Origin of the sequence: Streptococcus sp. KHUD_010 (genome assembly GCF_040207525.1) — a bacterium.
Lineage (GTDB): Bacteria > Bacillota > Bacilli > Lactobacillales > Streptococcaceae > Streptococcus > Streptococcus hominis.
This window is the reverse complement of the sequence record NZ_CP157941.1, coordinates 1,447,522-1,472,552: the sequence shown is the minus strand read 5'-3', so window position 1 is coordinate 1,472,552 and position 25,031 is coordinate 1,447,522. Positions and strand designations below refer to the sequence as shown.

At 38.8% G+C, this 25,031-nt stretch carries 25 protein-coding genes; 21 read left to right on the top strand and 4 right to left on the bottom strand.

The features are described 5' to 3' along the window. Positions 1–4: 4 nt before the first annotated feature. The 3 genes from rlmN (at position 5) to trpB (ending at position 3,191) form a co-directional block, all read left to right on the top strand. On the top strand, positions 5–1,087 hold the full coding sequence (gene rlmN / locus ABKA15_RS07210) for a 23S rRNA (adenine(2503)-C(2))-methyltransferase RlmN (RefSeq protein ID WP_350015333.1): 1,083 nt from the start codon (positions 5–7) through the stop codon (positions 1,085–1,087). Continuing rightward, entirely contained in the window at positions 1,080–1,610 is a 531-nt protein-coding gene (locus ABKA15_RS07205; RefSeq protein WP_186832757.1) for a VanZ family protein, read from the top strand. The genes rlmN and ABKA15_RS07205 overlap by 8 nt, the downstream gene beginning before the upstream one ends. Positions 1,611–1,994: 384 nt before the next feature. Further along, complete coding sequence (gene trpB / locus ABKA15_RS07200) at positions 1,995–3,191, top strand: tryptophan synthase subunit beta (RefSeq protein WP_264341044.1); 1,197 nt, start codon at positions 1,995–1,997, stop codon at positions 3,189–3,191. A 159-nt stretch (positions 3,192–3,350) separates the two neighbouring features. Here the strand turns inward: trpB and ABKA15_RS07195 are convergent, their stop codons facing one another. Next, on the bottom strand, positions 3,351–4,010 hold the full coding sequence (locus tag ABKA15_RS07195; RefSeq protein ID WP_186832755.1) for an A24 family peptidase: 660 nt from the start codon (positions 4,008–4,010) through the stop codon (positions 3,351–3,353). Positions 4,011–4,163: 153 nt separating this feature from the next. On the opposite strand from ABKA15_RS07195, the gene ABKA15_RS07190 reads away from it, so the two are divergent. The 3 genes from ABKA15_RS07190 to ABKA15_RS07180 all read left to right on the top strand — a co-directional run bounded on the left by ABKA15_RS07190 (position 4,164) and on the right by ABKA15_RS07180 (position 5,563). After that, positions 4,164–4,691 (top strand): Dps family protein, encoded by a 528-nt coding sequence (locus ABKA15_RS07190; protein WP_186832754.1) that lies wholly within the window; start codon positions 4,164–4,166, stop codon positions 4,689–4,691. A gap of 273 nt (positions 4,692–4,964) precedes the next feature. Next, positions 4,965–5,189, top strand: coding sequence for a YqgQ family protein (locus tag ABKA15_RS07185; RefSeq protein ID WP_003043479.1), 225 nt, complete (start codon positions 4,965–4,967; stop codon positions 5,187–5,189). After that, positions 5,183–5,563, top strand: a complete 381-nt coding sequence (locus ABKA15_RS07180) for a rhodanese-like domain-containing protein (RefSeq protein ID WP_106082915.1) — start codon at positions 5,183–5,185, stop codon at positions 5,561–5,563. The genes ABKA15_RS07185 and ABKA15_RS07180 overlap by 7 nt, the downstream gene beginning before the upstream one ends. A 58-nt stretch (positions 5,564–5,621) precedes the next feature. On the opposite strand, the gene ABKA15_RS07175 is transcribed toward ABKA15_RS07180, so the two are convergent. Further along, a protein-coding gene (locus ABKA15_RS07175) for an ISL3 family transposase (protein ID WP_350015332.1) occupies positions 5,622–6,879 on the bottom strand; the annotation gives its coding sequence in 2 pieces (ribosomal slippage) (positions 5,622–5,975 and positions 5,977–6,879; 1,257 coding nt in all). A gap of 127 nt (positions 6,880–7,006) precedes the next feature. Further along, on the bottom strand, positions 7,007–7,732 hold the full coding sequence (locus ABKA15_RS07170) for a pseudouridine synthase (protein WP_186832593.1): 726 nt from the start codon (positions 7,730–7,732) through the stop codon (positions 7,007–7,009). A 177-nt stretch (positions 7,733–7,909) separates the two neighbouring features. Between ABKA15_RS07170 and typA the strand changes: the two genes are divergently transcribed. The 13 genes from typA to ileS all read left to right on the top strand — a co-directional run bounded on the left by typA (position 7,910) and on the right by ileS (position 22,590). Continuing rightward, the gene (typA, locus tag ABKA15_RS07165; RefSeq protein WP_186832594.1) at positions 7,910–9,751 is read left to right on the top strand and encodes a translational GTPase TypA; all 1,842 of its coding nucleotides are present in this window, start codon (positions 7,910–7,912) and stop codon (positions 9,749–9,751) included. 64 nt (positions 9,752–9,815) lie between these two features. Further along, positions 9,816–10,100, top strand: a complete 285-nt coding sequence (locus tag ABKA15_RS07160; RefSeq protein ID WP_186832595.1) for a DUF3165 family protein — start codon at positions 9,816–9,818, stop codon at positions 10,098–10,100. 73 nt (positions 10,101–10,173) lie between these two features. Next, positions 10,174–11,526 (top strand): UDP-N-acetylmuramoyl-L-alanine--D-glutamate ligase, encoded by a 1,353-nt coding sequence (murD, locus tag ABKA15_RS07155; protein ID WP_186832596.1) that lies wholly within the window; start codon positions 10,174–10,176, stop codon positions 11,524–11,526. Position 11,527: 1 nt separating this feature from the next. Further along, entirely contained in the window at positions 11,528–12,598 is a 1,071-nt protein-coding gene (locus ABKA15_RS07150; protein ID WP_186832597.1) for a UDP-N-acetylglucosamine--N-acetylmuramyl-(pentapeptide) pyrophosphoryl-undecaprenol N-acetylglucosamine transferase, read from the top strand. Further along, complete coding sequence (locus ABKA15_RS07145; protein ID WP_186832598.1) at positions 12,595–13,653, top strand: FtsQ-type POTRA domain-containing protein; 1,059 nt, start codon at positions 12,595–12,597, stop codon at positions 13,651–13,653. Before ABKA15_RS07150 ends, ABKA15_RS07145 begins: the two co-directional genes overlap by 4 nt. Before the next feature lie 122 nt (positions 13,654–13,775). Further along, on the top strand, positions 13,776–15,161 hold the full coding sequence (ftsA, locus tag ABKA15_RS07140; RefSeq protein ID WP_186832599.1) for a cell division protein FtsA: 1,386 nt from the start codon (positions 13,776–13,778) through the stop codon (positions 15,159–15,161). Between the two features lie 18 nt (positions 15,162–15,179). Beyond that, on the top strand, positions 15,180–16,454 hold the full coding sequence (gene ftsZ / locus ABKA15_RS07135; RefSeq protein WP_350015331.1) for a cell division protein FtsZ: 1,275 nt from the start codon (positions 15,180–15,182) through the stop codon (positions 16,452–16,454). A gap of 1 nt (position 16,455) precedes the next feature. Then, positions 16,456–17,127, top strand: coding sequence for a YggS family pyridoxal phosphate-dependent enzyme (locus ABKA15_RS07130; RefSeq protein WP_049512437.1), 672 nt, complete (start codon positions 16,456–16,458; stop codon positions 17,125–17,127). Positions 17,128–17,136: 9 nt separating this feature from the next. Next, entirely contained in the window at positions 17,137–17,682 is a 546-nt protein-coding gene (locus ABKA15_RS07125) for a cell division protein SepF (protein ID WP_049512440.1), read from the top strand. Positions 17,683–17,686: 4 nt separating this feature from the next. After that, positions 17,687–17,950 (top strand): YggT family protein, encoded by a 264-nt coding sequence (locus ABKA15_RS07120; RefSeq protein WP_003033872.1) that lies wholly within the window; start codon positions 17,687–17,689, stop codon positions 17,948–17,950. Between the two features lie 4 nt (positions 17,951–17,954). After that, positions 17,955–18,746, top strand: a complete 792-nt coding sequence (locus ABKA15_RS07115) for a YlmH/Sll1252 family protein (RefSeq protein WP_186832600.1) — start codon at positions 17,955–17,957, stop codon at positions 18,744–18,746. A 9-nt stretch (positions 18,747–18,755) separates the two neighbouring features. Beyond that, positions 18,756–19,541: a DivIVA domain-containing protein gene (locus ABKA15_RS07110; RefSeq protein ID WP_186832601.1), complete on the top strand. Its 786-nt coding sequence runs from the start codon at positions 18,756–18,758 to the stop codon at positions 19,539–19,541. 256 nt (positions 19,542–19,797) lie between these two features. Beyond that, complete coding sequence (ileS, locus tag ABKA15_RS07105; protein ID WP_186832602.1) at positions 19,798–22,590, top strand: isoleucine--tRNA ligase; 2,793 nt, start codon at positions 19,798–19,800, stop codon at positions 22,588–22,590. Positions 22,591–22,825: 235 nt separating this feature from the next. Here ileS and ABKA15_RS07100 read toward each other — a convergent pair whose 3' ends face one another. Further along, positions 22,826–23,239: a MarR family transcriptional regulator gene (locus ABKA15_RS07100; protein ID WP_003028354.1), complete on the bottom strand. Its 414-nt coding sequence runs from the start codon at positions 23,237–23,239 to the stop codon at positions 22,826–22,828. Between the two features lie 63 nt (positions 23,240–23,302). Between ABKA15_RS07100 and ABKA15_RS07095 the strand changes: the two genes are divergently transcribed. Together ABKA15_RS07095 and ABKA15_RS07090 are read left to right on the top strand one after the other, a co-directional pair. Beyond that, positions 23,303–23,740: a GNAT family N-acetyltransferase gene (locus ABKA15_RS07095; RefSeq protein ID WP_186832603.1), complete on the top strand. Its 438-nt coding sequence runs from the start codon at positions 23,303–23,305 to the stop codon at positions 23,738–23,740. Positions 23,741–23,863: 123 nt separating this feature from the next. Then, entirely contained in the window at positions 23,864–24,988 is a 1,125-nt protein-coding gene (locus tag ABKA15_RS07090) for an AI-2E family transporter (protein WP_003028351.1), read from the top strand. Positions 24,989–25,031 lie beyond the last annotated feature (43 nt).

The window sequence follows — 25,031 nt, the reverse complement described above, 5'->3', positions numbered from 1 at the left end:
AAAAATGAAACCATCGATTTATAGCTTGACCCGTCAGGATTTGATAGATTGGACAGAAAGTAAAGGAGAAAAGAAATTTCGAGCTACTCAGATTTGGGAGTGGCTTTATCGCAAACGGGTTCAGTCTTTTACAGAAATGACAAACATTTCAAAGGGTTTATTAGCAAAGTTAGAAGATGAATTTGTTGTCAATCCGCTAAAGCAAAGAGTGGTGCAGGAATCGGCTGACGGCACAGTAAAGTATCTTTTTGAACTGCCAGACGGTATGTTGATTGAAACAGTTCTAATGCGTCAGCACTATGGTCTGTCGGTCTGTGTAACCACTCAGGTGGGTTGCAATATTGGCTGTACCTTTTGTGCTAGCGGGCTGATTAAAAAGCAGCGTGACTTGAATAATGGGGAAATTATGTCTCAGATTATGCTGGTGCAAAAATATTTTGATGAGCGTGGACAAGGTGAGCGCGTCAGCCATATTGTGGTTATGGGGATTGGCGAGCCTTTTGATAACTATGCCAATGTTCTCAAGTTTGTGCGAACTGTCAATGATGACAAGGGGTTGGCTATCGGAGCTCGTCACATTACGGTTTCCACTTCCGGTCTAGCACATAAAATTCGTGATTTTGCAAACGAAGGAGTGCAGGTTAATTTAGCTGTTTCTCTTCATGCACCCAATAATGAATTGCGCTCTAGCATTATGAAAATCAATCGTGCCTTTCCAATTGAAAAGCTATTTGCGGCGATTGAATATTATATTGAAACAACCAACCGCAGGGTTACTTTTGAGTATATCATGCTAAATGAAGTCAATGATGGAGTAGAACAGGCACTAGAATTAGCTACTTTGTTGAAAAATATCAAAAAGCTATCGTATGTCAATTTGATTCCTTACAATCCGGTTAGTGAGCACGATCAATATAGTCGCAGCCCCAAGGAACGTGTAATGGCTTTCTACGATACTCTAAAAAAGAATGGTATTAACTGTGTTGTTCGTCAGGAGCATGGTACAGATATTGATGCAGCCTGCGGCCAATTGCGCTCCAATACGATAAAGAAAGACAAGGAGAAGGCACTTGCGAGACATGCTTAGGTTAAAAGTATGGCTGCAATCAAATGGAGAATTAACGGTTAACGGGCGTAAAATTCTGACTTGGGGAAGCATGCTCTACATCGTCTTATTGTGTTTAATGTGTTTCCTTCCTCAAGTGCCAGAAAAGGGAATGGAGACGCCAGGGATTCAGCAGTTTGGTCGTGTCGTAGTCCTTCTCATTCCTTTCAATTCTTTGGTCAATCTTGGACAAATTACTTCTCTACTTCAATTGATTAAGGTTTTCGTGCAAAATGTGATGAATATTTTTCTGTTGGGCCCACTGATTTTTCAACTTCTCTGGCTTTTTCCTAAGTTGAGGAGCACTAAGCATGTGCTATTTGCCAGTTTTGCAATGAGTCTTTTTATCGAATGCACGCAGATTTTGTTGGATATTTTAGTTGATGCCAATCGTGTTTTTGAAATAGATGATTTATGGACAAATACATTGGGTGGATATCTGGCTTTTTTGCTGTATAAAACTTGTGTCAGCCATTGGAAAGATAAGTTTCTGACTTCTAAATAAAAATAAGAGTCATTGTTCGGATTTAGGATGCTTTTCCATGGTTTTTTCACTATTTTATTGATAGAATGGTGGAAAAACTCTATAATAATGCTCAAACATCAGAAAAGTAGTAAATTGATGCTTCCAGAGAGCTTGTGTTAGGTGTAAACAAGCAGTAGATATTTATGAAATGGGCTGATGTAAATGATATGAATTTGAAACAATAAAAATTCGGTGTGCACACCTTACAGTGTAACTTGTTGATAGACAAGATAGAGATATGCGGATAAGGTCTACTTTTCCCATAACTGAGGTGGCACCGTGCTCATACGCCCTCACACAGTTTTTGTGTGGGGGTATTTTGTTGTTTAAATTCAAGAATACTAAAGATTGTGAGGAAACATCATGGTAGAAAATAAAGGATATTTTGGTCAATTTGGTGGTAGCTTTGTACCAGAACTGATTCAAGTTTTATTAGACGAGCTAGAGGGAACATTTGAAAAGTATAAGAAAGATCCAGAATTCCTAGCAGAATATCATCATTATTTAGCAGATTATGCAGGTCGAGAGACACCGCTTTATTTTGCAGAAAGTTTGACGGACTATTTAGGAGGTGCAAAAATCTATCTCAAACGAGAAGACTTGAATCACCTAGGTTCTCATAAATTAAACAATGTTTTAGGGCAAATTCTCCTAGCAAAACGAATGGGTAAGACCAGAGTTATCGCAGAGACTGGAGCTGGTCAACATGGAGTAGCAACAGCTGCAGCGGCTGCTAAGTTTGGCATGAAATGCGATGTGTATATGGGTGCAGAAGATGTGGAACGTCAGCGATTGAATGTTTTCCGAATGGAAATGATGGGAGCAACTGTCCATGCGGTTGAAACAGGGACCAAAACATTAAAGGATGCGGTGGATGCTGCTTTTGCTGCTTGGATGACAGATTTAGATGCTTTTTATGTCCTAGGTTCAGCTGTTGGTCCTCATCCTTATCCAACGATTGTGCATGAGTTTCAAAAGGTCATTAGTCAGGAATCTTGTCGTCAAATTCTAGATAAGGAAGGCCGCCTACCAGATTATATTATTGCCTGTGTCGGCGGAGGTTCTAATGCAATTGGAGCATTTTCTGAATATGTGGCAGATAAAGAAGTCAATTTAGTTGGTGTTGAAGCAGCTGGTCATGGCTTGGATACAGACAAGCATGCGGCTACAATGACTAAAGGATCCATTGGAGTTGTCGATGGCATGAAAACGTATGCTGTATTTTCAGAAGATGGTCAGGTAGCTCCTGTTTATTCTATTTCCGCTGGATTGGACTATCCGGGAGTTGGTCCTGAACATGCCTTTTTTAAAGATTCAGGTCGAGTTGAGTATGTGGCTGCGACAGATGATGAAGCAGTAGATGCACTATTATTGTTGACACAAAAAGAAGGGATCCTTTCTGCCATTGAAAGTTCCCACGCTATTGCAGAAGCAGTTAAACGCGCACCACAATTGAGTAAGGACAAGATTATCATCGTCAATGTATCTGGGCGCGGCGATAAAGATGTAGCCGCTATTGCTGACTACTTAGAAAAAAGAAACACGAAAAATCAAGAGTGAAATAGACGATTATGATTACTAGTACAATCATCCCCCAGAAATATGAAATCTGGGAAGATGACGTAAAAAAACTAAAATTTGAAAATTTTAATCATCGCTCTCTTATTTCGAGAATCTGGAGACATTATCCCAGCCTCATGACAGAACGCTATTCTAATTTTATGGAAGCAACAGTTCGTACAGAAGCAGAACAATCACTCCAATCAAAAGACAGGGAACGAAAGCTATCCTGTCTTTTCTCTTTTTTAAGCAAAAGAGACATAATCCCACTAAGCTGGCAATTTGAATCAGCCAAAGAATCTCTGTCAACTTGAAAACAGTTGAACAAGAAGATAGAAAAAGAAAGTCTCCTGCGCCAATTCGTAAGTCAAAGAAAAAAGCTACTATTCCAAGGGCTAAAAAACTAATCATTAGAAGATTAAAACCTACCAAAAATAGGAGAAGAAGATGAAAGAACAACCAAATGAGGATAGGATATTCCTGTTCTCTTTGATCATAAAGAGCTAGTGTAATTCCCATTATGAGCAAGACAAGCTGGCTGATATTTAAGTAGCTTAAGGAAGTTGCGAGAAAGAGTAAACCACCTACCAACTCTAATATCAAGTAGCGAATGGGAATTTTTGACTGACAAAACCGACAACGCAGTCGATTGATAAGCTGAGAAAGGACAGGGACTAAATCACGAGGTGCTAATTTCTGTCCACAAGTATTACAATGACTGGAAGGACTGATAATAGATTGTTCAGGAAAGCGATCAATAACCAGCCCTAAAAAAGAAGCCACAATGCTTCCAACCAAGAAAAAATAAAAATGAATCATACTTTTTTATTCGTAAATAATTCTAAAAAATTGCAACTTTTCTAATAAAAGAAATTTCAGAGTTCAATCATTTGACTTTCTTATTTAGAAAGATTATAATTAAATCATAATCAAAAAGATTAGAATCATTCTAAATAAAAGCGAGGTAGGATAATGGTTAATCTAAAAAATGAAGCAGCAAAAGATGTTGCAACTTTTTCAAGTGTTGAGTCTTTCAGTAAGTCTCTTCCCAAAACAAAAGCAGTTTTAAACCAAGTGGTAGCGGATTTATACACTGCTCACATTGCTCTTCACCAAGTACATTGGTACATGCGTGGAGCTGGTTTTATGGTTTGGCATCCTAAGATGGATGAGTATATGGAAGCCTTGGATACGACTTTAGATGAAGTAAGTGAACGTTTGATTACTTTAGGTGGAACGCCGTATTCAACTTTGAGTGAATTTATCCAACACAGTAATATTGAAGAAAAAGAAGGAAAATTCAGTAAGAATGTTGCAGAAAGTTTGGAACGTGTCATCGAAATCTTCCGTTACTTGGTAGGTCTCTACCAAGAAGCTCTGGATATAACAGATGAAGAAGGAGATGATGTGACCAACGATATTTTTGTCGGTGCAAAAGCAGAACTTGAAAAGAATATCTGGATGTTAACAGCAGAAATCGGTCAAACTCCGGGCTTGTAAGTAAATTTTTGAGAGTAGAAAATAAATTTTTAAAATCTTTTAGAATTTAAGATAAGTTTAAGGAGGTGGCGTTATACTAACATCATCAGATGAAGACCTCCTAACTTTATTTGATAAAAATCCTAAACTTTTCTTTTTCATAATAATCTCCCTATAAGAGTCGCCCAATCGGCGGCTTTTTTGTTGTTTTTGAGCACTTGAAGAATGTTTTACTTACAAAATGAGTTCTTTTCAACCTTGAAATACTCCTAAAATTCTGGTAAAATAAGCCTCATGAAAACACTTTATGATGTGCAGCAATACCTCAAAAGTTTTGGCATTATTATCTATATGGGTAAGCGCTTGTATGATATTGAAATGATGAAAATTGAGTTAGAGAGGATTTATGATGCGGGCTTGATAGAAAGAATGGACTATCTAGAAGCTGAGCGGGTCTTGCGAAGGGAACATCAGTTGGAATTACAATATTTGAAGAAGAACGAGGAGAAAACATGTTAAACTGGATTTTATTGGCAATTATTGTTGGGATGTTAGGCTGGATGGGCTTTAACTATATTCGTGTTCGTCGTGCGGCTAAGGTAGTAGACAATGCAGAATTTGGTGATATGATTCGACAAGGTCAGTTGATTGATTTGCGCGACCCAGCTGATTTTCGCCGGAAACATATTTTAGGAGCGCGAAATATCCCGTCACAGCAGTTAAAAACGAGTTTGGGAGCTATTCGTAAGGACAAGGCTGTTTTACTGTACGAAAATAGCCGCGGGCAACGTGTTATGAATGCAGCTATTCTATTGAAAAAACAAGGTTATCAAAATATTTACATCCTCTCTACAGGACTAGATGGATGGAAAGGAAAAATCAAAAGTGAGTAATCCAAAGGAGATTGCTCACTTTTAAGGCTCTTTGTCAACTGTAGTGGGTCGATGTCAGCTACCATCGCGAGAGGACGAGATTCGTTCTCTCTCTTTTGATGTTCAAAGCGATGAGAATGCGTTTCTTAAAGTTGTCAAAGCTCCTGAATCCAAAAGCGTTTCGCTTGATGACCTTGATGAGATTGTTAGTCGCTTCCAGCTTGGCGTTGGAGTAGGGTAGTTCCAAGGCGTTGGTAATCTTGTGTCTGTCCTTCAGGAAAGTCCGAAAGACGGTTTGAAAAATCGGGTGAACATCCGAAATAACCTCCTCCATCAGGTCAAAGAAATAATCAGCTTGCTTTTCCTGAAAGTGAAAGAGCAGAAGCTGGTAAAGCTCATAGTGCTGTCGAAGTTGGTCCGAATAGCTGAGTAAGCTGATGGAGAATCTCTTGATTGGTTAAATGCGCCCGAAAAGCTGGTCTGTAAAAACGCTTATGGCTGAGCTTGCGGCTGTCCTGTTGGATGAGTTTCCAATAGCGTTTGAGGGCTCGGTATTCCTGAGATTTTCGGTCGAATTGGTTCATGATTTGGATGCGGACACGGTTCATAGCTCGGCTGAGGTGCTGGATAATGTGGAAACGATCCAGAACGATTTGGGCATGCGGAAAAAGCTGCTTGGTCAGCTGATAGTAAGGACTGAACATGTCCATGGTCATCACTTTAACCCTCATACGAACCTGTCTAGGATAGCGTAGAAAATGATTTCGAATGACCGCTTGGGTTCTGCCGTCCAGGATGGCTAGGACCTCATTGGTATTAAAATCCTGAGCGATAAAGCTCATCTTCCCTTTCTTGAAGCTATACTCATCCCAGCTCATGATCTCTGGCAGTCTCTGCCAGTTCGTTTCAAATTTGAATTCCTTGAGCTTGCGAATGACGGTTGAGGTCGAAATTGAGAGCCTGTGCGCAATATCAGTCATGGCTTGCTTCTCAACTAATAATTGAGCGATTTTCTGCTTGACTGCAGAGGCAATCTGGTGATTTTTCTGGACGAGGGAGGTTTCGGCGACAGCCATTTTTCCACAGTTCTTACAGCGAAAGCGACGCTTTTTGAGTCGGATAAGAGTTTTGTATCCCGCTGTCTCCAGATAAGGGATTTTAGAAGGTTTCTGGAAGTCGTATTTGGTCATCTGTCCCTTGCAGGCAGAGCATGGAGGGGCATCATAGTCAAGGCGGGCCATAATTTCTTTGTGAGTACCGCCATCAAAAAGATTGTCTATTTTGATATTTTGGTCTTCAATTCCAAGAAGTTTTGTGATAAAACCAAGTTGTTCCATATGAGTCTTTCTAATGAGTAGTTTCGTCGCTTTTCATTATAGGTCATAGGGGACTTTTTGTATACACAAAAATAGCTCCATAATCTCTGCGGTAGTTTTACCCACTACAGAAATTATAGAGCCACTTTTAATAGCTTTTTTCTAGATAGTGCCTCACTATTTCGAGTTCTGCTTGGTTCAATACTCGATATTCTCCTGCGGCTAAGTTTGGTTCTAATTCAAAATCTCCGAAATGAGTTCGTTTCAGAGAAGTAACTTTGACGCCAACAGTTAAAAACATCTTTTTGATTTGGTGAAATTTTCCTTCAGAAATAGTGACAGTAGCACGGCTCTTGTTTGAGCTAGAAGAACGAATTGTAAGAATGGCTGGTTTACAACTTGTTCCGTCAAGAAAAACGATGCCCTTTTGAAAGGATTGCACTGCTTGGTCATCTAGTAGACCATTAACTTCAACCTCGTATGTTTTTGTGACATGATATTGAGGATGAAGCAATTGAAAACCAAGTGGACCGTTGTCAGTGATTAACAGCAGTCCAGAAGTATCTCGATCGAGCCGTCCAACAGAATATAGATCTTCACTGAAATCTTCAGGTCTGATGAGATCTAGAACTGTTTGGAATTTGGCATCGGAATTAGCTGTCACAACGCCAAGGGGTTTATTCATCATAAAATATTGATGAGACTTACTCAGAACAGGTTGTTCCTCTATCGTAATTGTCTGCAAACCTGTATCAACATTTTGACTGAGTTTTCGAGCGGGACAGTCATCTACTAAGATTTTCTTTTTTAGGAGAGCTTGCTTCATTTTTTTACGGCTAATGTGAGCTTGAGCTAGTAGAATATCTAAACGCATACAGTTTCCTTTGTTTTTTTCTTATCATATCATAATTTTGCAATAAAGAATGTAAATAAATTTGTAGGACATTGATTTTCTAATGAAAACATTTACACCCAGTTTAACCGTGTTTTTTGCCTTAATCTGTGGTATAATTGTTCAGTTAGAAATAAAACTTAAGATTTAGAGGATAAAATGACAAAATTAAGAGAAGATATTCGCAATATCGCTATTATCGCTCACGTTGACCACGGGAAAACAACGCTGGTAGACGAATTATTGAAGCAATCACATACATTGGACGAGCGCAAAGAGTTACAAGAACGCGCAATGGACTCCAACGATCTTGAAAAAGAACGCGGCATTACCATTCTTGCTAAAAATACAGCTGTTGCTTATAATGGCGTCCGCATCAATATCATGGATACACCGGGACACGCGGACTTCGGTGGAGAAGTTGAGCGGATTATGAAAATGGTAGACGGGGTTGTTTTGGTTGTTGATGCTTATGAAGGAACCATGCCACAAACTCGTTTTGTATTAAAAAAAGCTCTTGAGCAAGATTTAGTGCCGATTGTTGTGGTCAATAAAATTGACAAACCATCTGCACGCCCTGCAGAAGTGGTGGATGAAGTCTTGGAACTTTTCATCGAGCTGGGTGCAGATGATGACCAATTGGATTTCCCTGTTGTGTATGCTTCTGCTATCAATGGAACGTCTTCTATGTCAGATGATCCTGCTGACCAAGAGCACACTATGGCACCGCTTTTTGATACTATTATTGATCATATTCCAGCACCAGTGGATAACTCAGACGAGCCACTTCAATTCCAAGTTTCTCTTTTGGACTACAATGACTTTGTAGGTCGTATCGGTATTGGCCGTGTTTTCCGCGGGACTGTAAAAGTGGGAGACCAAGTGACGCTTTCTAAACTAGACGGCACAACGAAAAACTTTCGTGTCACCAAGTTATTTGGTTTCTTTGGGCTAGAACGTCGTGAAATTGGCGAAGCCAAAGCGGGTGATTTGATTGCAGTATCTGGTATGGAAGATATCTTCGTTGGTGAAACCATTACTCCGACGGATGTGGTAGAACCATTGCCGATTCTCCATATTGATGAACCAACGCTGCAAATGACTTTCTTAGTGAACAATTCACCATTTGCTGGTCGTGAAGGAAAATGGGTAACGTCTCGTAAGGTTGAAGAACGCTTGCAGGCTGAATTGCAAACGGATGTTTCGCTTCGTGTGGATCCGACTGACTCGCCAGATAAATGGATTGTATCAGGTCGTGGAGAATTACACTTATCAATCTTAATTGAAACCATGCGCCGTGAAGGTTATGAGTTACAAGTATCGCGCCCAGAGGTTATCGTCAAGGAAATTGACGGTGTGCAATGTGAGCCATTTGAGCGTGTGCAAATCGACACTCCAGAAGAATACCAAGGTTCGGTTATCCAAAGTCTTTCTGAGCGCAAGGGTGAAATGTTAGACATGGTGGCTACCGGAAACGGACAAACACGTCTGATTTTCCTTGTGCCTGCGCGTGGATTGATTGGGTACTCAACTGAATTCCTTTCTATGACGCGTGGTTACGGGATTATGAACCATACTTTTGATCAATACCTACCATTGATTCCAGGTGAGATTGGAGGACGCCGTCGTGGAGCTCTTGTGTCAATTGATACAGGAAAGGCAACGACATACTCTATCATGTCTATTGAGGAACGTGGAACCATTTTTGTTAATCCAGGTACAGAAGTTTACGAAGGAATGATTATTGGTGAAAATTCACGCGAAAATGACCTGACGGTTAATATTACGAAAGCAAAGCAAATGACCAATGTTCGTTCTGCAACGAAAGACCAAACAGCAGTTATCAAAACGCCTCGTATTTTGACATTGGAAGAATCACTTGAATTCTTGAACGATGACGAATACATGGAAGTGACGCCTGAATCAATCCGTTTGCGGAAACAAATTCTTGATAAAAACCAACGTGCCAAAGCTGCTAAAAAGAAAAAATCAGCTGAATAATGAAAGAACGGTTTGCTTAGTTGTTAATATATTAAAGAAGCGGATGGGCTAGAAAGGAGCAGAAATGTTTTATTTGATTTTTGGAATTCTCATTCTGTTATTTTACATTTTTGCTGCTCCACAGAGCATTAAAGGAACTTTAAATGTAGTAGTTTTAGTGATTGCCCTAGTCGCTTTTATCATTTTACTAGGATTGGCAGTATTTCAGATTTTTCAATTACCGTCTGAGTTTTTCATAGGAATTTTTATGATAGGCGTAGCATATTTTTCTCTACGTGATATTTCAAAATTGTCACAAAAAAATAGAAAAGTATCGTTTCGCTCAAAACTTCGTAACAGACAAGAATAAAAAGCCGTAAAGGCTTTTTTATTTTCTGAAAAAAAGGTAAAATAGATACAGAAGAATTAAAAAGAGGCATGTTATGAAGCACATTACAAATTTTGAAAATAAAAAAGTGTTGGTTTTAGGTTTGGCCAAATCTGGTGAATCCGCTGCTCGTTTACTAGATAAGTTGGGAGCGATTGTTACAGTGAATGACGGAAAGCCGTTTGAGGAAAATCCTGCTGCTCAGTCTCTCCTTGAAGAAGGCATCAAAGTGATAACAGGTGGTCACCCTTTGGAACTCTTGGATGAAGAGTTTGAACTGATGGTCAAAAATCCCGGTATTCGTTACGACAATCCTATGGTAGCGAGAGCTTTGGAAAAGAAAATCCCCGTCATCACTGAAGTGGAGTTGGCCTATTTGATTTCAGATGCCCCAATTATTGGGATTACGGGCTCTAATGGAAAAACAACAACGACAACGATGATTGCGGAAGTCTTGACTGCAGGTGGTCAAAATGGTCTGCTTTCTGGGAATATTGGCTTTCCAGCCAGTCAAGTTGCAACAACCGCAACCCAAAATGATACATTGGTCATGGAGTTGTCTTCTTTCCAACTCATGGGCATTGAAGCCTTTCACCCAGAGATTGCAGTGATTACTAATCTGATGCCAACTCACATTGATTATCATGGCTCTTTTGAAGAATATGTCGCTGCTAAATGGAACATTCAAAAAAATATGAGCAAATCTGACTTCCTCATATTGAATTTCAATCAAACATTAGCGAAAGAGCTGGCTGCAAAGACGCAAGCGACCGTTGTACCATTTTCAACGACGGAAAAGGTAGACGGCGCTTACTTAGAGGGAAACATGCTGACTTTCCGTGGAGAGCCTGTTATGGCAGCAGATGAGCTTGGCGTTCCGGGTAGCCATAATGTTGAAAATGCCCTTGCAACTATTGCAGTTGCGAAACTGCGTGGCATTGAAAATCAAGTCATCAAAGAAACATTGGCAGGTTTCGGTGGCGTTAAGCACCGCCTTCAATATGTCGGTGAAATCAACCATGTTAAATTTTATAACGATAGTAAATCAACAAATATTCTTGCAACGCAAAAGGCCTTGTCTGGTTTTGACAATAGCAAGGTTATCTTGATTGCTGGTGGACTGGATCGTGGCAATGAATTTGACGAATTGGTGCCAGATATTCAAGGATTGAAGAAAATGGTTATTCTTGGAGAATCTGCAGCACGTGTCAAGAGAGCAGCGGATAAAGCAGGTGTTAGCTATATGGATGCTGCAGATGTGAAGGATGCGACGCAAAAAGCTTTTGCTGAAGCTCAAGCAGGTGACATTGTTCTTCTCAGTCCAGCAAATGCAAGCTGGGATATGTATCCAAATTTTGAAGTTCGTGGCGATGAATTTATTGCAACATTTGAAGAATTAAAGGGTTAAGATGAAAAAGATTGTATTTACAGGTGGAGGAACGGTTGGTCATGTGACTCTAAACCTTATACTCATTCCAAAATTCCTAGAAGCAGGTTGGCAAGTCCACTATATTGGTGACAAGCATGGGATTGAATACCAAGAAATCCAGAAGTCAGGTTTGGATATCACTTTTCATTCTATAGCAACGGGGAAATTACGCCGTTACTTTTCTTGGCAAAATATGTTAGATGTATTCAAAGTGGCTTGGGGCATTTTGCAATCTTTAGGAATTATGTTAAAGGTTCGTCCGCAAGCTCTCTTTTCTAAAGGTGGTTTTGTATCAGTTCCTCCTGTCATTGCAGCTCGCTTAGCTGGGATTCCAGTTTATGTACATGAATCAGACCTCTCTATTGGTCTAGCAAATAAAATTGCTTACAAATGTGCGACAAAAATGTATTCTACTTTTGAACAAGCCCATGCGTTGACAAAAATTGAGCATGTGGGAGCTGTAACAAAGGTAGGAGAAAAAATAACTGCACCAAATGAGCAGATTCAAGCAATTCAGCAACATTTTGATGAAAACCTTCCGACACTTCTGTTTGTTGGTGGATCAGCGGGAGCAAAGGTTTTTAATGATTTTGTAACGGCAAATAAAGCAGAGCTAACTCAGCATTACAATATTATCAATTTATCAGGCGATGCTAGCTTAGACGAATTATCAAATCATCTGTACCGAATTGCCTATGTGACTGACCTCTATCAACCGTTGATGGACTTGGTGGATGTCGTTGTTACACGTGGCGGATCTAATACTATTTTTGAATTGTTGGCTATGGCAAAGCTTCATGTAATTGTCCCTTTGGGACGCGAAGCAAGTCGCGGTGACCAGATTGAAAATGCAGATTATTTTGTGAAAAAAGGCTATGCCAAAAAATTAGACGAGCCTCAACTGAATTTGGAGAATCTTCAAAAAATGATAACAGAGTTGCTTGAACAGAAAGAATTTTATGAAGAAAACATGAAACAGTCCCACGAAATAAAATCGTTAGATGAATTTTATAACCTTTTAAAAAATGACATGGACAAAGGAAGAAAATGACAAAAAAGAAGCAAGAGGATCAGAAAGGGCAAGAAACAGAAAAACTTTCTGAGTGGCAAAAAAGAAACAAGGAATACCTTGAAAAAAAGGCTCAAGAAGAAGCTGAAAAAGAGAAAGAATTGGCAGAGCAAAAAAAGCAGCATTTGCCAAATCCTGAAAAATCAGATGTAGGCGAGGAAGATGAAAAAACAGAAGTAACATCTGATACTCAAGAAGCAGAATCAGAGGACTTAGAAGAATCCACTGTAACAGAGTTTTCCGAGGAAGAACAAGATGAACTTCTTGATAAAGCGACCTTGCGAAAAAAGAAGAAAGCGGAACGCAAACAAGCTAAGCAGGAAGCAAAAGAGGCAAGAGAAAAAATCGCTCCTCGCCATGTTTACCGTGCTTTGCCAGTATTGATTCTAAGTTCTATTTTGTTAATTTTAGCTATTTATTTTATAAGTCCCTATTCAAAATTAAAGAATATAGAGGTGACGGGCAATAAACAGCTTTCAAAAACAGAGGTGCTGGATGCTTCTAGTATTCAAAAAGAGGATTACACCTTGACGACGTATTTGAGTCAAAAGGCACATGCTAGAAATATTAAATTGTCAAGTCTATGGGTGAAAAAAGCAGAGATAAGTTACCAATTTCCGATTACATTTAAAATAAAAGTAACAGAATACACGGTTGTTGCTTATGATTATTCTGGGGAGCAGTATTTCCCAGTATTATCTAGTGGAGAAGAAATTGCTACTCCGGTTAAAAAATTCCAGTTGCCGAAAAGTTATATAACACTTGATTTTTCAGATAAAGCAATGCTTAAGAAATTTGTGCAACAATTATCAGGTATTTCTAATACAATCAAATCAGAAATTCAAACGGTTCAGCATACACCAAGTAAAGCGACTGAGGATTTGCTGACAATCACTATGACAGATGGAAATAAAATCTTAGTTCCTTTGTCAGAAGTAGCTAAAAAACTACCTTATTATGAAAAAATTAAACCACAATTGACGGAAACAAGCGTTGTGGATATGGAAGCAGGAATATTTAGTTACAGAAATAGCTAAAATAATGCAGAAAATCTACCCAATTTTTATTTTTTTATGTTATAATATGCTTTGAATAACTATACTTTTTTGATAGTTAAATTGATAAGTGAGAAACTTGGTAGATAGAGAGGAATGGTCTAATGGCTAGAGATGGCTTTTTTACAGGATTAGATATCGGAACAAGCTCCATTAAGGTCTTGGTAGCAGAACACGTAAACAATGAATTAAATGTAATCGGAGTTAGTAATGCAAAAAGTGCTGGTGTAAAAGATGGTATCATTGTAGATATCGAAACAGCAGCAAGTGCTATAAAATCTGCAATTTCACAAGCAGAGGAAAAAGCAGGGATTTCCATTAAGTTGGTGAATGTTGGCTTGCCTGCTAACTTGTTGCAGATCGAGCCAACACAAGGTATGATTCCTGTAACAAGCGAAACGAAAGAAATCACAGATGCAGATGTTGAAAACGTTGTGAGATCTGCTTTGACAAAAAGTATGACTCCAGACCGCGAAGTTATTACCTTTATTCCTGAAGAGTTCATTGTAGATGGTTTTCAAGGAATCCGTGATCCTCGCGGAATGATGGGCATTCGTTTAGAAATGCGTGGACTTCTCTACACAGGACCACGTACCATTCTTCACAATTTACGAAAAACAGTTGAGCGTGCAGGAGTTCAAGTAGAAAATATTATCATTTCTCCACTTGCTATGACCAAATCTGTTCTAAATGAAGGAGAACGTGAATTTGGTGCAACTGTCATTGATATGGGTGGTGGTCAAACAACAGTAGCTTCTGTTCGCAACCAAGAACTACAATTTACCAATATCTATCAAGAAGGTGGCGAATACGTCACAAAAGACATCTCAAAAGTTTTAAAAACTTCTAAAAAACTTGCAGAAAGCTTGAAGTTTAACTATGGCGAAGCATACGTACCTGCTGCTAGCAATGAGTCCTTCCAAGTGGAAGTGATTGGAGAAGTGGAACCAGTTGAAGTAACAGAGCACTATTTAGCAGAAATTATTTCAGCACGAGTTAAACATATCTTTGAACAAATCAAGCAAGATTTAGAAAGAAGACACTTATTAGAACTTCCAGGTGGAATTGTTATTATTGGTGGTGGTGCAATTTTACCAGGTGTGGTGGAATTGGCGCAAGAAGTTTTCGGTGTTCCTGTTAAACTATACGTACCAAATCAAATCGGTATTCGTAATCCAGCTTTTGCTCATGTCATTAGCTTATCAGAATATGCTGGAAATCTATCTGAAGTGGATGTTTTAGCACAAGCTGCTGTTCACGGTGATGAACTTTTGCGTCATCAACCGGTTGAATTTTCTCGTCCGACTCAACAAAGTCAGTCATTCAATCCGTTGCAGCGCTTTACTCAGCCGCAACAAACAACTGTGACTCCGATTGCTGAACCAGCAGAAGAAGTTGAACGTCCCGAACCACTTCCGACACAATCTCAACAACCAAAAGAAAAATTGACAGATCGTGTTCGAAATCTACTTGGCAATATGTTTGATTAAAGGAGAAGGTAATACATTATGACATTTTCATTTGATACAGCTGCGGCACAAGGAGCAGTAATTAAAGTTATTGGTATCGGTGGTGGTGGTGGTAATGCCATTAACCGCATGATTGATGAAGGAGTATCAGGCGTTGAATTTATCGCTGCCAATACAGATGTACAAGCTCTTAGTGGCTCAAAAGCAGAAACCGTTATTCAGCTTGGACCAAAGTTGACTCGTGGTCTTGGTGCTGGAGGACAGCCTGAAATCGGTCGTAAAGCGGCTGAAGAAAGCGAAGAGGTGTTGACGGAAGCTCTTACAGGAGCTGATATGGTGTTCATTACTGCTGGTATGGGCGGTGGCTCTGGTACAGGTGCTGCACCAGTTATTGCTCGTATTGCAAAAGGTCTTGGCGCCTTAACTGTTGCAGTTGTTACTCGCCCGTTTGGCTTTGAAGGAAGTAAGCGTGGTAACTTTGCGATTGAAGGAATCAATGAACTTCGTGAGCATGTAGATACACTTCTTATCATTTCAAACAATAATTTACTTGAAATTGTTGATAAGAAAACTCCTCTTCTTGAAGCTTTGAGCGAAGCAGACAATGTCCTTCGTCAAGGTGTACAAGGAATTACGGACTTGATTACAAGTCCAGGACTTATTAACCTTGACTTTGCCGATGTAAAAACCGTTATGGCGAATAAAGGTGATGCTCTTATGGGGATCGGTATTGGTAGTGGTGAAGAACGTGTTATTGAAGCTGCACGTAAGGCTATCTATTCGCCGCTTCTTGAAACAACGATTGATGGAGCTGAAGATGTCATCATCAACGTTACAGGTGGTCTTGATATGACCTTGATTGAAGCAGAAGAAGCATCAGAAATTGTCAATCAAGCAGCTGGTCATGGTGTTAATATCTGGTTAGGTACTTCTATTGATGATAGCATGAAAGATGAAATTCGTGTAACAGTTGTTGCAACGGGTGTTCGTCAAGAAAAAATTGATCGAGTAAGTGGTGTTCGTCCAGTTGCTCAACAAAATTCTTATGCAGCTGGAACTCGTGAAAATCGTAATTCTAGAGGAAGCCAAGGTTATGACCGTAACTTTGATTTGACTGAAAATCTTGAAGTTCCAAAACCAAGTCGTCAACGGACAGAAGCACCACAGGCTTCAGCATTTGGTGATTGGGATTTGCGTCGTGAGAATATTGTTCGCTCAACAGATGCGAGTGCCGCACCAGCTGTGAAACGTTATGAAGACACTAGTTCTGATGACGATGAATTAGAAACACCACCATTCTTTAAAAACCGATAAAATGGATTTAGCAAAGAATACATATCAAGTTTTAGAAAATGTAGCACAAGCTACTCAAAAAGCTAATCGCTCAAAAAATTCAGTAGAAGTAATAGCTGTCACCAAATATGTTGACAGCTCTACTGCTAAAGAGCTGGTTAAAGCAGGAATTCATCATATCGGTGAAAATCGAGTTGATAAATTTCTAGAGAAATATCAGGCTCTGAAAGATGAACGTGTAATTTGGCACTTAATTGGTACACTTCAAAGGCGAAAAGTGAAAGACGTCATCAATTATGTTGATTATTTCCATGCCTTAGATTCAGTAAAATTAGCTCAAGAAATCAACAAAAGAGCTGAACATATCATTAAATGCTTTTTACAAGTAAATATTTCCAAAGAAGCTAGTAAACATGGTTTTACTGTAGAGGAAATAGATACGATTTTACCTGAGCTAGAAAAACTTGAAAACATTCAGATTGTAGGTTTGATGACAATGGCACCGATTGAAGCAGATGAAGCGGAATTAAATGTCATTTTCCAACAAGCCTATCAATTACAGCAAAGATTACAACGTAAACAGTTACCTAATATGCCTTTTACTGATTTAAGTATGGGAATGAGCCGTGATTATACAATAGCCATTGCAAATGGTTCGACTTTTGTCAGAATTGGTACCGCATTTTTTAAATAGGAAAGTATTATGTCTCTTAAAGATAGATTTGATAAATTCATTGATTACTTTACGGAAGATGGTGAAGATGCTGTCGTTCAAACGCCTGAGCTACCACCACGTGCGAGTAGTCAATCTGTAACACCTACTAAAGAAAGAACAGTACATACGGCAAGTAGTTCTGTACAATCTTCTACAAGGTCAGGAGCAAATGAGAATATCACTCGTCTTCATGCGCGCCAGCAAGAATTGGCACAACACCGCACGATTTCAGATGACAAAGTGACCATCAATGTTCGTTATCCAAGAAAATATGAAGAAACAACTGAAATTGTTGATTTGTTAATTGTTAATGAAAGTATTTTGATTGATTTTCAATATATGACAGAAGTGCAAGCTCGTCGTTGTTTGGACTATTTGGATGGTGCACGTTATGTGCTTGCTGGGAACATTAAAAAAGTTGCGAGTACAATGTACCTTTTAACACCAATCAATGTTATTGTAAATGTTGAGGATTTAAAATTACCTGATGATTTGCAAAGTGGCGAATTTGATTTTGATATGAAACGTAGATAAAAGCATGGTTTGGATTGTAAATATACTTTATAATTTAGTGAGATTATATTCATTCATTTTAGTGGTGTATGCTCTATTATCATGGTTTCCAGGTGCCTATCAAACGTCGTTTGGTCAGTTAATTCTGCGGATAGTAGAGCCTGTTTTAAAACCATTTCAACGTTTCAACCTACAATTTGCTGGGATTGATTGGACGGTTCTTGTCGTTATCTTTCTTCTGAATTTTGTTTCTGGCATCATTTTGAATGCACTTTTGCTTTTAGCTTAAATTCATGAAGAATATTAAACATTTATACCAACATTTTACAGAAGAAGATCGTGAATTTGTTGATAAAAGCTTAGAAAAGATGCAGCGAGTTGAGGATTCTTATTCTTTTGAAGTAACTTCGTTTGTGAATCCACACCAAGTTGAAATTTTACGGAATCTTGGAAATCATTTGCAATTGCAAATATTTTCAAGTTCGGATTATTATACGAGTGAATTTGCGAAAGTCATTATTGCTCCTCTCTACTATGAGTTACAGGTAAGTGATTTTGAAATAGATCTGTTAGAAATCAGCTATGCGAATAAATTTCATCACTTAACCCATTCGCAAATAATGGGAACGTTATTGAATCAATTAGGGATTGAACGTAAAGTTTTTGGTGATATTCTTGTAGCTTCAGGTAGAGCACAAATTATGGTAGATAGAAAATTTACTCAATTTTTCATCGATCATATCTCAAGGATAGCAAAGACACCTGTAAAATTAAAGCAAGTAGATTTTTCACAACAAATTATCGCTCAAACTGATTTAAAGCTAAGAGATGTGCTTGTCTCTAGTATGCGTTTGGATAAAGTGATAGCTGCCTCATTTCATTTGTCACGAAGCATTGCCGCTCGGCTGATAGCAACAAAGCAAGTTAAGGTAAACTATTCTATGCTGGATGATCCCAGCCATCATTTGTTATTGAATGACTTAATTAGTGTACGAGGATATGGGAGAGTAAAAGTTTTAAGAGAAAATGGCTTTTCAAAAAATGGGAAGTATAAGTTAACTGTTGAATTATTGTCTAGTAAGTAAGGAGAAAATATGGCTATTACATCGTTAGAAATTAAAGATAAAGCTTTTGCTCACAAATTTAGAGGATATGATGTTGATGAAGTAGATGAATTTCTTGATATCATTGTCCAAGATTACGAAGATTTAGTTCGTGTCAATCATGAACAAGAGTCAAAAATTAAAAATCTGGAAGAACGTTTGACCTATTTTGACGAGATGAAGGATTCCCTTAGCCAGTCTGTATTGATTGCACAAGATACGGCAGAACGTGTAAAACAAGCGGCAAATGACCGTTCTGAAAACATTGTTCATAAGGCTGAGCAAGAGGCCCAACATTTGTTGGATGAGGCAAAATACAAGGCTAATGAAATTCTTCGTCAAGCGACTGATAATGCTAAGAAAGTGGCTGTTGAAACAGAAGAGTTAAAAAATAAAACGCGTGTTTTCCACCAACGTTTAAAATCAACCATTGAAAGTCAATTAAGCATTGTGAATTCTTCAGAATGGGAAGATATTCTTCGTCCAACAGCTACTTACTTGCAGACTAGTGATGAAGCCTTTAAAGAAGTTGTTCAGTCTGCTTTGGGTGAAGTTGTAACGACTCCAGAAGAAGATGAAGTAGATGTGACGCGGCAGTTCTCTCCAGAGGAAATGGAAGAATTACAAAGACGCATTGAAGAAGCAAATCGTGAATTAGCCGAAACACAAGCGTTTGAAACATTAGATGAGTCTGTCTTAGGATTAAATCTGACAAATGCTGAGACTTCAACAGATGACTCAGGAGCTACTTCAACAGAATCTGTAGATATTTTATAAGAGAATGTAAAAATAAGGTGCTAACAAAATATTCGCAGCGAGCAGGTGACGGTGAGAGACCTGTAATCCCTTTTGTTAGGATTATCATTTTGCAAACTTAAATCTGAAAACAGTAAGATTTAACGCTTAACTCACGTTACGAGTAAGAGGGATAGGAATCTTATTCTTATCTAAATGAAGGTGGTACCACGAATTTTCGTCCTTTTGATGAATTTGTGGTTTTTTTAGTTGTTACTAATATGAAAAAGGAGAACTTATGAAATTAAAAGAAACTCTTAATCTTGGGAAAACTGCTTTTCCAATGCGTGCTGGCTTACCAAATAAAGAGCCTATTTGGCAAAAAGAGTGGGAAGATGCAAAGTTGTATCAACGCCGTCAAGAATTGAATGAAGGTAAACCACACTTTACACTTCACGATGGTCCTCCTTATGCTAATGGAAATATTCATGTTGGGCATGCCATGAACAAGATTTCTAAAGATATTATCGTTCGTTCAAAATCGATGTCTGGCTATTATGCGCCTTACATTCCAGGATGGGATACTCATGGTCTTCCGATTGAGCAAGTTCTGGCAAAGCAAGGTGTGAAGCGAAAAGAAATGGATTTGGCAGAGTATTTAAAACTTTGTCGAGATTACGCACTCAGCCAAGTAGACAAGCAACGGGAAGATTTCAAACGCTTAGGTGTTTCTGGTGATTGGGAGCATCCGTATGTGACGTTGACTCCGGATTATGAAGCTGCTCAAATTCGCGTATTTGGAGAAATGGCGAAAAAGGGGTATATCTACCGCGGTGCGAAGCCGGTTTATTGGTCATGGTCATCTGAATCAGCTCTTGCAGAGGCAGAAATTGAGTATCATGATTTGGTTTCAACCTCTCTTTACTATGCAAATAAGGTAAAAGACGGCAAAAATGTGCTAGATACAGATACTTATATTGTAGTTTGGACGACAACACCATTTACTATTACGGCTTCTCGCGGTTTGACAGTAGGTGCGGAGTTTGATTATGTTGTGGTAAAACCAGCTGGGGAAAGCCGTAAATTTGTCGTTGCTGCTGACTTGCTCAATAGCTTGTCTGAAAAATTCGGCTGGGAAGATGTAGAGGTCTTGGCAACTCATCGCGGTGCTGAACTGAATCATATCGTGACAGAGCACCCGTGGGATGAGGAAGTAGATGAATTGGTGATTCTTGGTGACCACGTTACACTAGATTCAGGTACAGGAATTGTCCATACTGCTCCTGGTTTTGGTGAGGACGACTACAATGTTGGGATTGCAAATGGCTTAGAAGTAGCCGTTACAGTCAATGAACGTGGTATCATGATGGAAAATGCTGGTCCAGATTTTGCAGGGCAATTTTATGACAAGGTAGTTCCTACAGTAATTGAAAAGTTAGGTCAACTTCTCCTTGCGCAAGAAGAAATCTCTCACTCTTATCCATTTGACTGGCGGACGAAAAAGCCAATTATTTGGCGTGCAGTACCGCAATGGTTTGCTTCAGTTTCAAAATTCCGTCAGGAAATTCTTGATGAGATTGAAAAAGTGAAGTTCCACTCTGAATGGGGTAAAGTTCGTCTTTACAATATGATCCGTGACCGTGGAGATTGGGTCATTTCGCGTCAGCGGGCTTGGGGAGTGCCACTTCCAATCTTCTATGCGGAGGACGGCACACCGATTATGACAGAGCAAACAATTGAGCATGTGGCTGATCTCTTTGCGGAACATGGCTCTATCATTTGGTGGCAACGAGAAGCGAAAGATTTGCTTCCAGAAGGATTTACTCATCCAGGGTCACCAAATGGTATGTTCACTAAAGAAACAGACATCATGGATGTGTGGTTTGATTCAGGTTCTTCTTGGAATGGTGTGGTGGTCAATCGTCCTGAATTGACTTATCCTGCCGACCTGTATCTTGAAGGATCTGACCAATATCGTGGCTGGTTTAACTCCTCTCTCATCACATCTGTTGCAAATCATGGAGTGGCTCCTTATAAACAAATCCTTTCACAAGGCTTTGCTTTGGACGGCAAAGGTGAGAAGATGTCGAAATCTCTCGGCAACACCATTGCCCCAAGTGATGTTGAAAGACAATTTGGAGCTGAAATCTTGCGCCTTTGGGTGACGAGTGTGGATTCTAGCAACGATGTGCGTATCTCAATGGATATTCTTGGTCAAGTATCTGAAACCTACCGAAAAATCCGTAACACCCTGCGTTTCTTGATTGCTAATACTTCTGATTTTAATCCGAAAGAAGACGCTGTTGCCTACGATGACCTTCGCACTGTTGACAAATACATGACTGTTCGCTTTAATCAACTTGTCAAGACGATTCGTGAAGCATATGCAGATTTTGAATTTTTAGATATTTACAAAGCGATTGTAAATTTTGTGACAGTTGATTTATCAGCTTTCTATCTTGATTTTGCAAAAGATGTTGTCTATATTGAAGCCGCTAAATCATTGAAACGTCGCCAAATGCAAACCGTCTTTTACGATATTTTAGTAAAAATTACAAAATTGTTGACTCCAATTCTTCCACATACAGCAGAGGAAATCTGGTCTTACTTAGAACATGAGCCAGAAGAATTTGTTCAATTAGCAGAATTGCCAGATGCGCTGACTTTCCCTAATGAGGAAGAAATCTTGGATACGTGGACAGCCTTTATGAACTTCCGCAGTCAAGCGCAAAAAGCTTTGGAAGAGGCACGTAACGAAAAAGTGATTGGAAAATCCTTGGAAGCTCACTTGACTGTTTATCCAAATGAAGTCGTGAGAACGCTACTTGAAGCGGTTAATAGCGATGTTGCGCAACTTCTCATTGTTTCTAAATTAACAATCGCAGACGAAACAGCTCCTAAACATGCTATTGCTTTCGAGGATGTAGCCTTTACAGTTGAGCATGCAGAGGGACAAGTTTGTGAGCGTTGCCGTCGGGTAGATGAAACAGTCAAAGAACGCAGTTATCATGCAATTGTTTGTGACCACTGTGCAGAAATCGTTGAAGAACATTTTGCGCAAGCAGTTGCAGAAGGATTTGAAACGAAATAATCAAAAGGGAGTAGGACAAAAATCGGTAATTTCGAATAAAGTTGATTTTGTCGTCCCATCCCCGCACAGTTGAGTAGGGCTGTAAAGGGTGATTTATCAACCGCATAGAATCCACTCAACCACTGCGACTTGCAAGAAACTCATAAAAATTTGACGAGGTTAAGGAGTTTTGACCCAGCCTCGTCATTTTTTAATTTTAAAGTTGCAAATGCAACTAACGCCTGTTATACTGATTTCATTGAGAATTTTCTATTTTATTGAGGATGGCTTCTAATTGAAAGAGTTCAGAGGAAGTCAAATCTTTCATGACAGTCTGGATATAGGTCGTTTCAAATCCAATCAATCGGTCGTAGATTTGCAAAGCCTTCGTCGTAGGGAAAAGCTCTTTAAATTTCTTATTTTGAGAGTTGACTTTTTTTGTGATAAATCCTTTTTCCTCTAGTTTTCTAAGGGAACGACTAAGTGTTGTTTTATCAATTTTCACCATATGAGAAAGTTGAGATTGATTCAGTCCTTCATGCTCAACAATGCGGATAAGGATAAGAAAGAGATTATTATCTAGGTTATATTGGCTGGCTTCATGATTCATATTCATCATGGCTTGGCGAGAAATTATGCCCATTTGACGAAAGAGATGACGATAATCCATAAAAGGCTCCTTTTATAGTTGCATTTACAATTATTATATAATAAAGAAGAAGGGAAAAAAAGTATGTGGTATAAAAGGACATTTGAGGAATTAACCACCTTAGAATTTTATAAATGTTTAAAATTGCGTTTGGAAACATTTGTCGTAGAGCAAAATAGTGTTTATAATGATTTGGACGAGCATGATTTAGAAGCTATCCATATTTTTCATGAAAATGAAGCCGGCGAGGTAGACGCTTATGCGAGAGTATTTGAAACGGGCACTACCATTCATTTTGGACGTGTCGTGACAGCGGCTTCTACTCGCGGTCAAGGGCTTGGTCGTAAGTTGGTCCAAGCTATTATGGAGACTTGTGATGAAAAATGGCCTGAAAAAGAGGTTCACATAGAGGCGCAAGAGCAGGTGGTGGGCTTGTATGAGAAATTTGGATTTGAAGCTGTTAGTGAACCCTTCATCTTAGAATCACGTGTACATGTGAAAATGATTTACAAACGAGAATAAATGGAAAAATAAGTTTTGATCGTGGGAAACGAAAGAGTCTGTTCCTAAAATAATTTAAGTCGTTTACAAAAAGTACTCTATTTTAGTGGAAAATATGATAGAATAGCTGATAGGAGGAACAGTATGTTTCATAAAAGTAAGTTATTTTTTTGGACAACAGAAGTCTTACTACTAACCATTATCTTTTTTATCTGGCGGCAAATGGACGGCTTGATTTCCCCTTTTGTGAGCGTTTTAAATACGGTTTTAATTCCTTTTCTAATTGCGGGATTTTTGTACTATGTGACGAACCCATTAGTGAAATTTTTGGAGAAAGAGCTGAAAATTAAGAGGATTTTTGGAATTTTGATTACCTTGGTTCTCTTGTTTGGAATTATTGCTCTGGGAATTATTTATCTGCTACCTATTTTGATTACGCAGTTGACAAGTTTGATTTCTTCTAGTCAAAATGTTTATGGAGAATTGCAAAATTGGATTAACCAGCTATCGCAGCACTCTCTCTTTAAAAATCTGAATATCCAGTCTATTATTAAGCAGTTAAATTTGTCTTATGTGGATATTTTGCAAAATATTTTAAATAGTGTCACCAATAGTCTGGGGAGTGTCGTTTCGGCAGTAGTGAATACATTTTTGATTCTCATCATGACGCCGATCTTTTTGGTCTATTTCTTAATTGATGGGGATAAATTACTGCCCATGTTGGAAAGAACTGTTTTGAAGCGGGATAAGCTCAACATCACGAAATTATTGACCAATCTTAATGCAACGATTGCTCGGTATATCAGTGGGATTTCGATTGATGCGTTTATTATTGGAACGTTGGCTTTTATTGGCTATAGTGTTATTGGTCTGAAATATGCTTTGATATTTGCTATTTTTTCTATGATTGCTAATCTTATTCCTTATGTGGGTCCAAGTATTGGGTTGATTCCGATGATTATCACTTATCTGATTGCCGATCCGAAAAAAATGGTAATTGCAGTTATATATATGTTGATTGTGCAGCAAATTGACGGAAATATTCTCTATCCACGGATTGTAGGTGGCGTGATGAAGGTGCATCCCATTACCATTATGGTTCTCTTGCTTTTGTCAAGTAATATTTATGGGATTGTTGGGATGATTGTAGCGATTCCGATTTATTCTATTTTGAAAGAAATTGCAAAATTCCTAGCAAATTTATATGATAATCACCGAGCTGCGCAGGAGCAAAAGAAAAATGAGGAGTACGGAATTATCAACAAGTAAGGAAGAAAACAAAATCGATATTGCGAAAAAATTGATTTTGTCA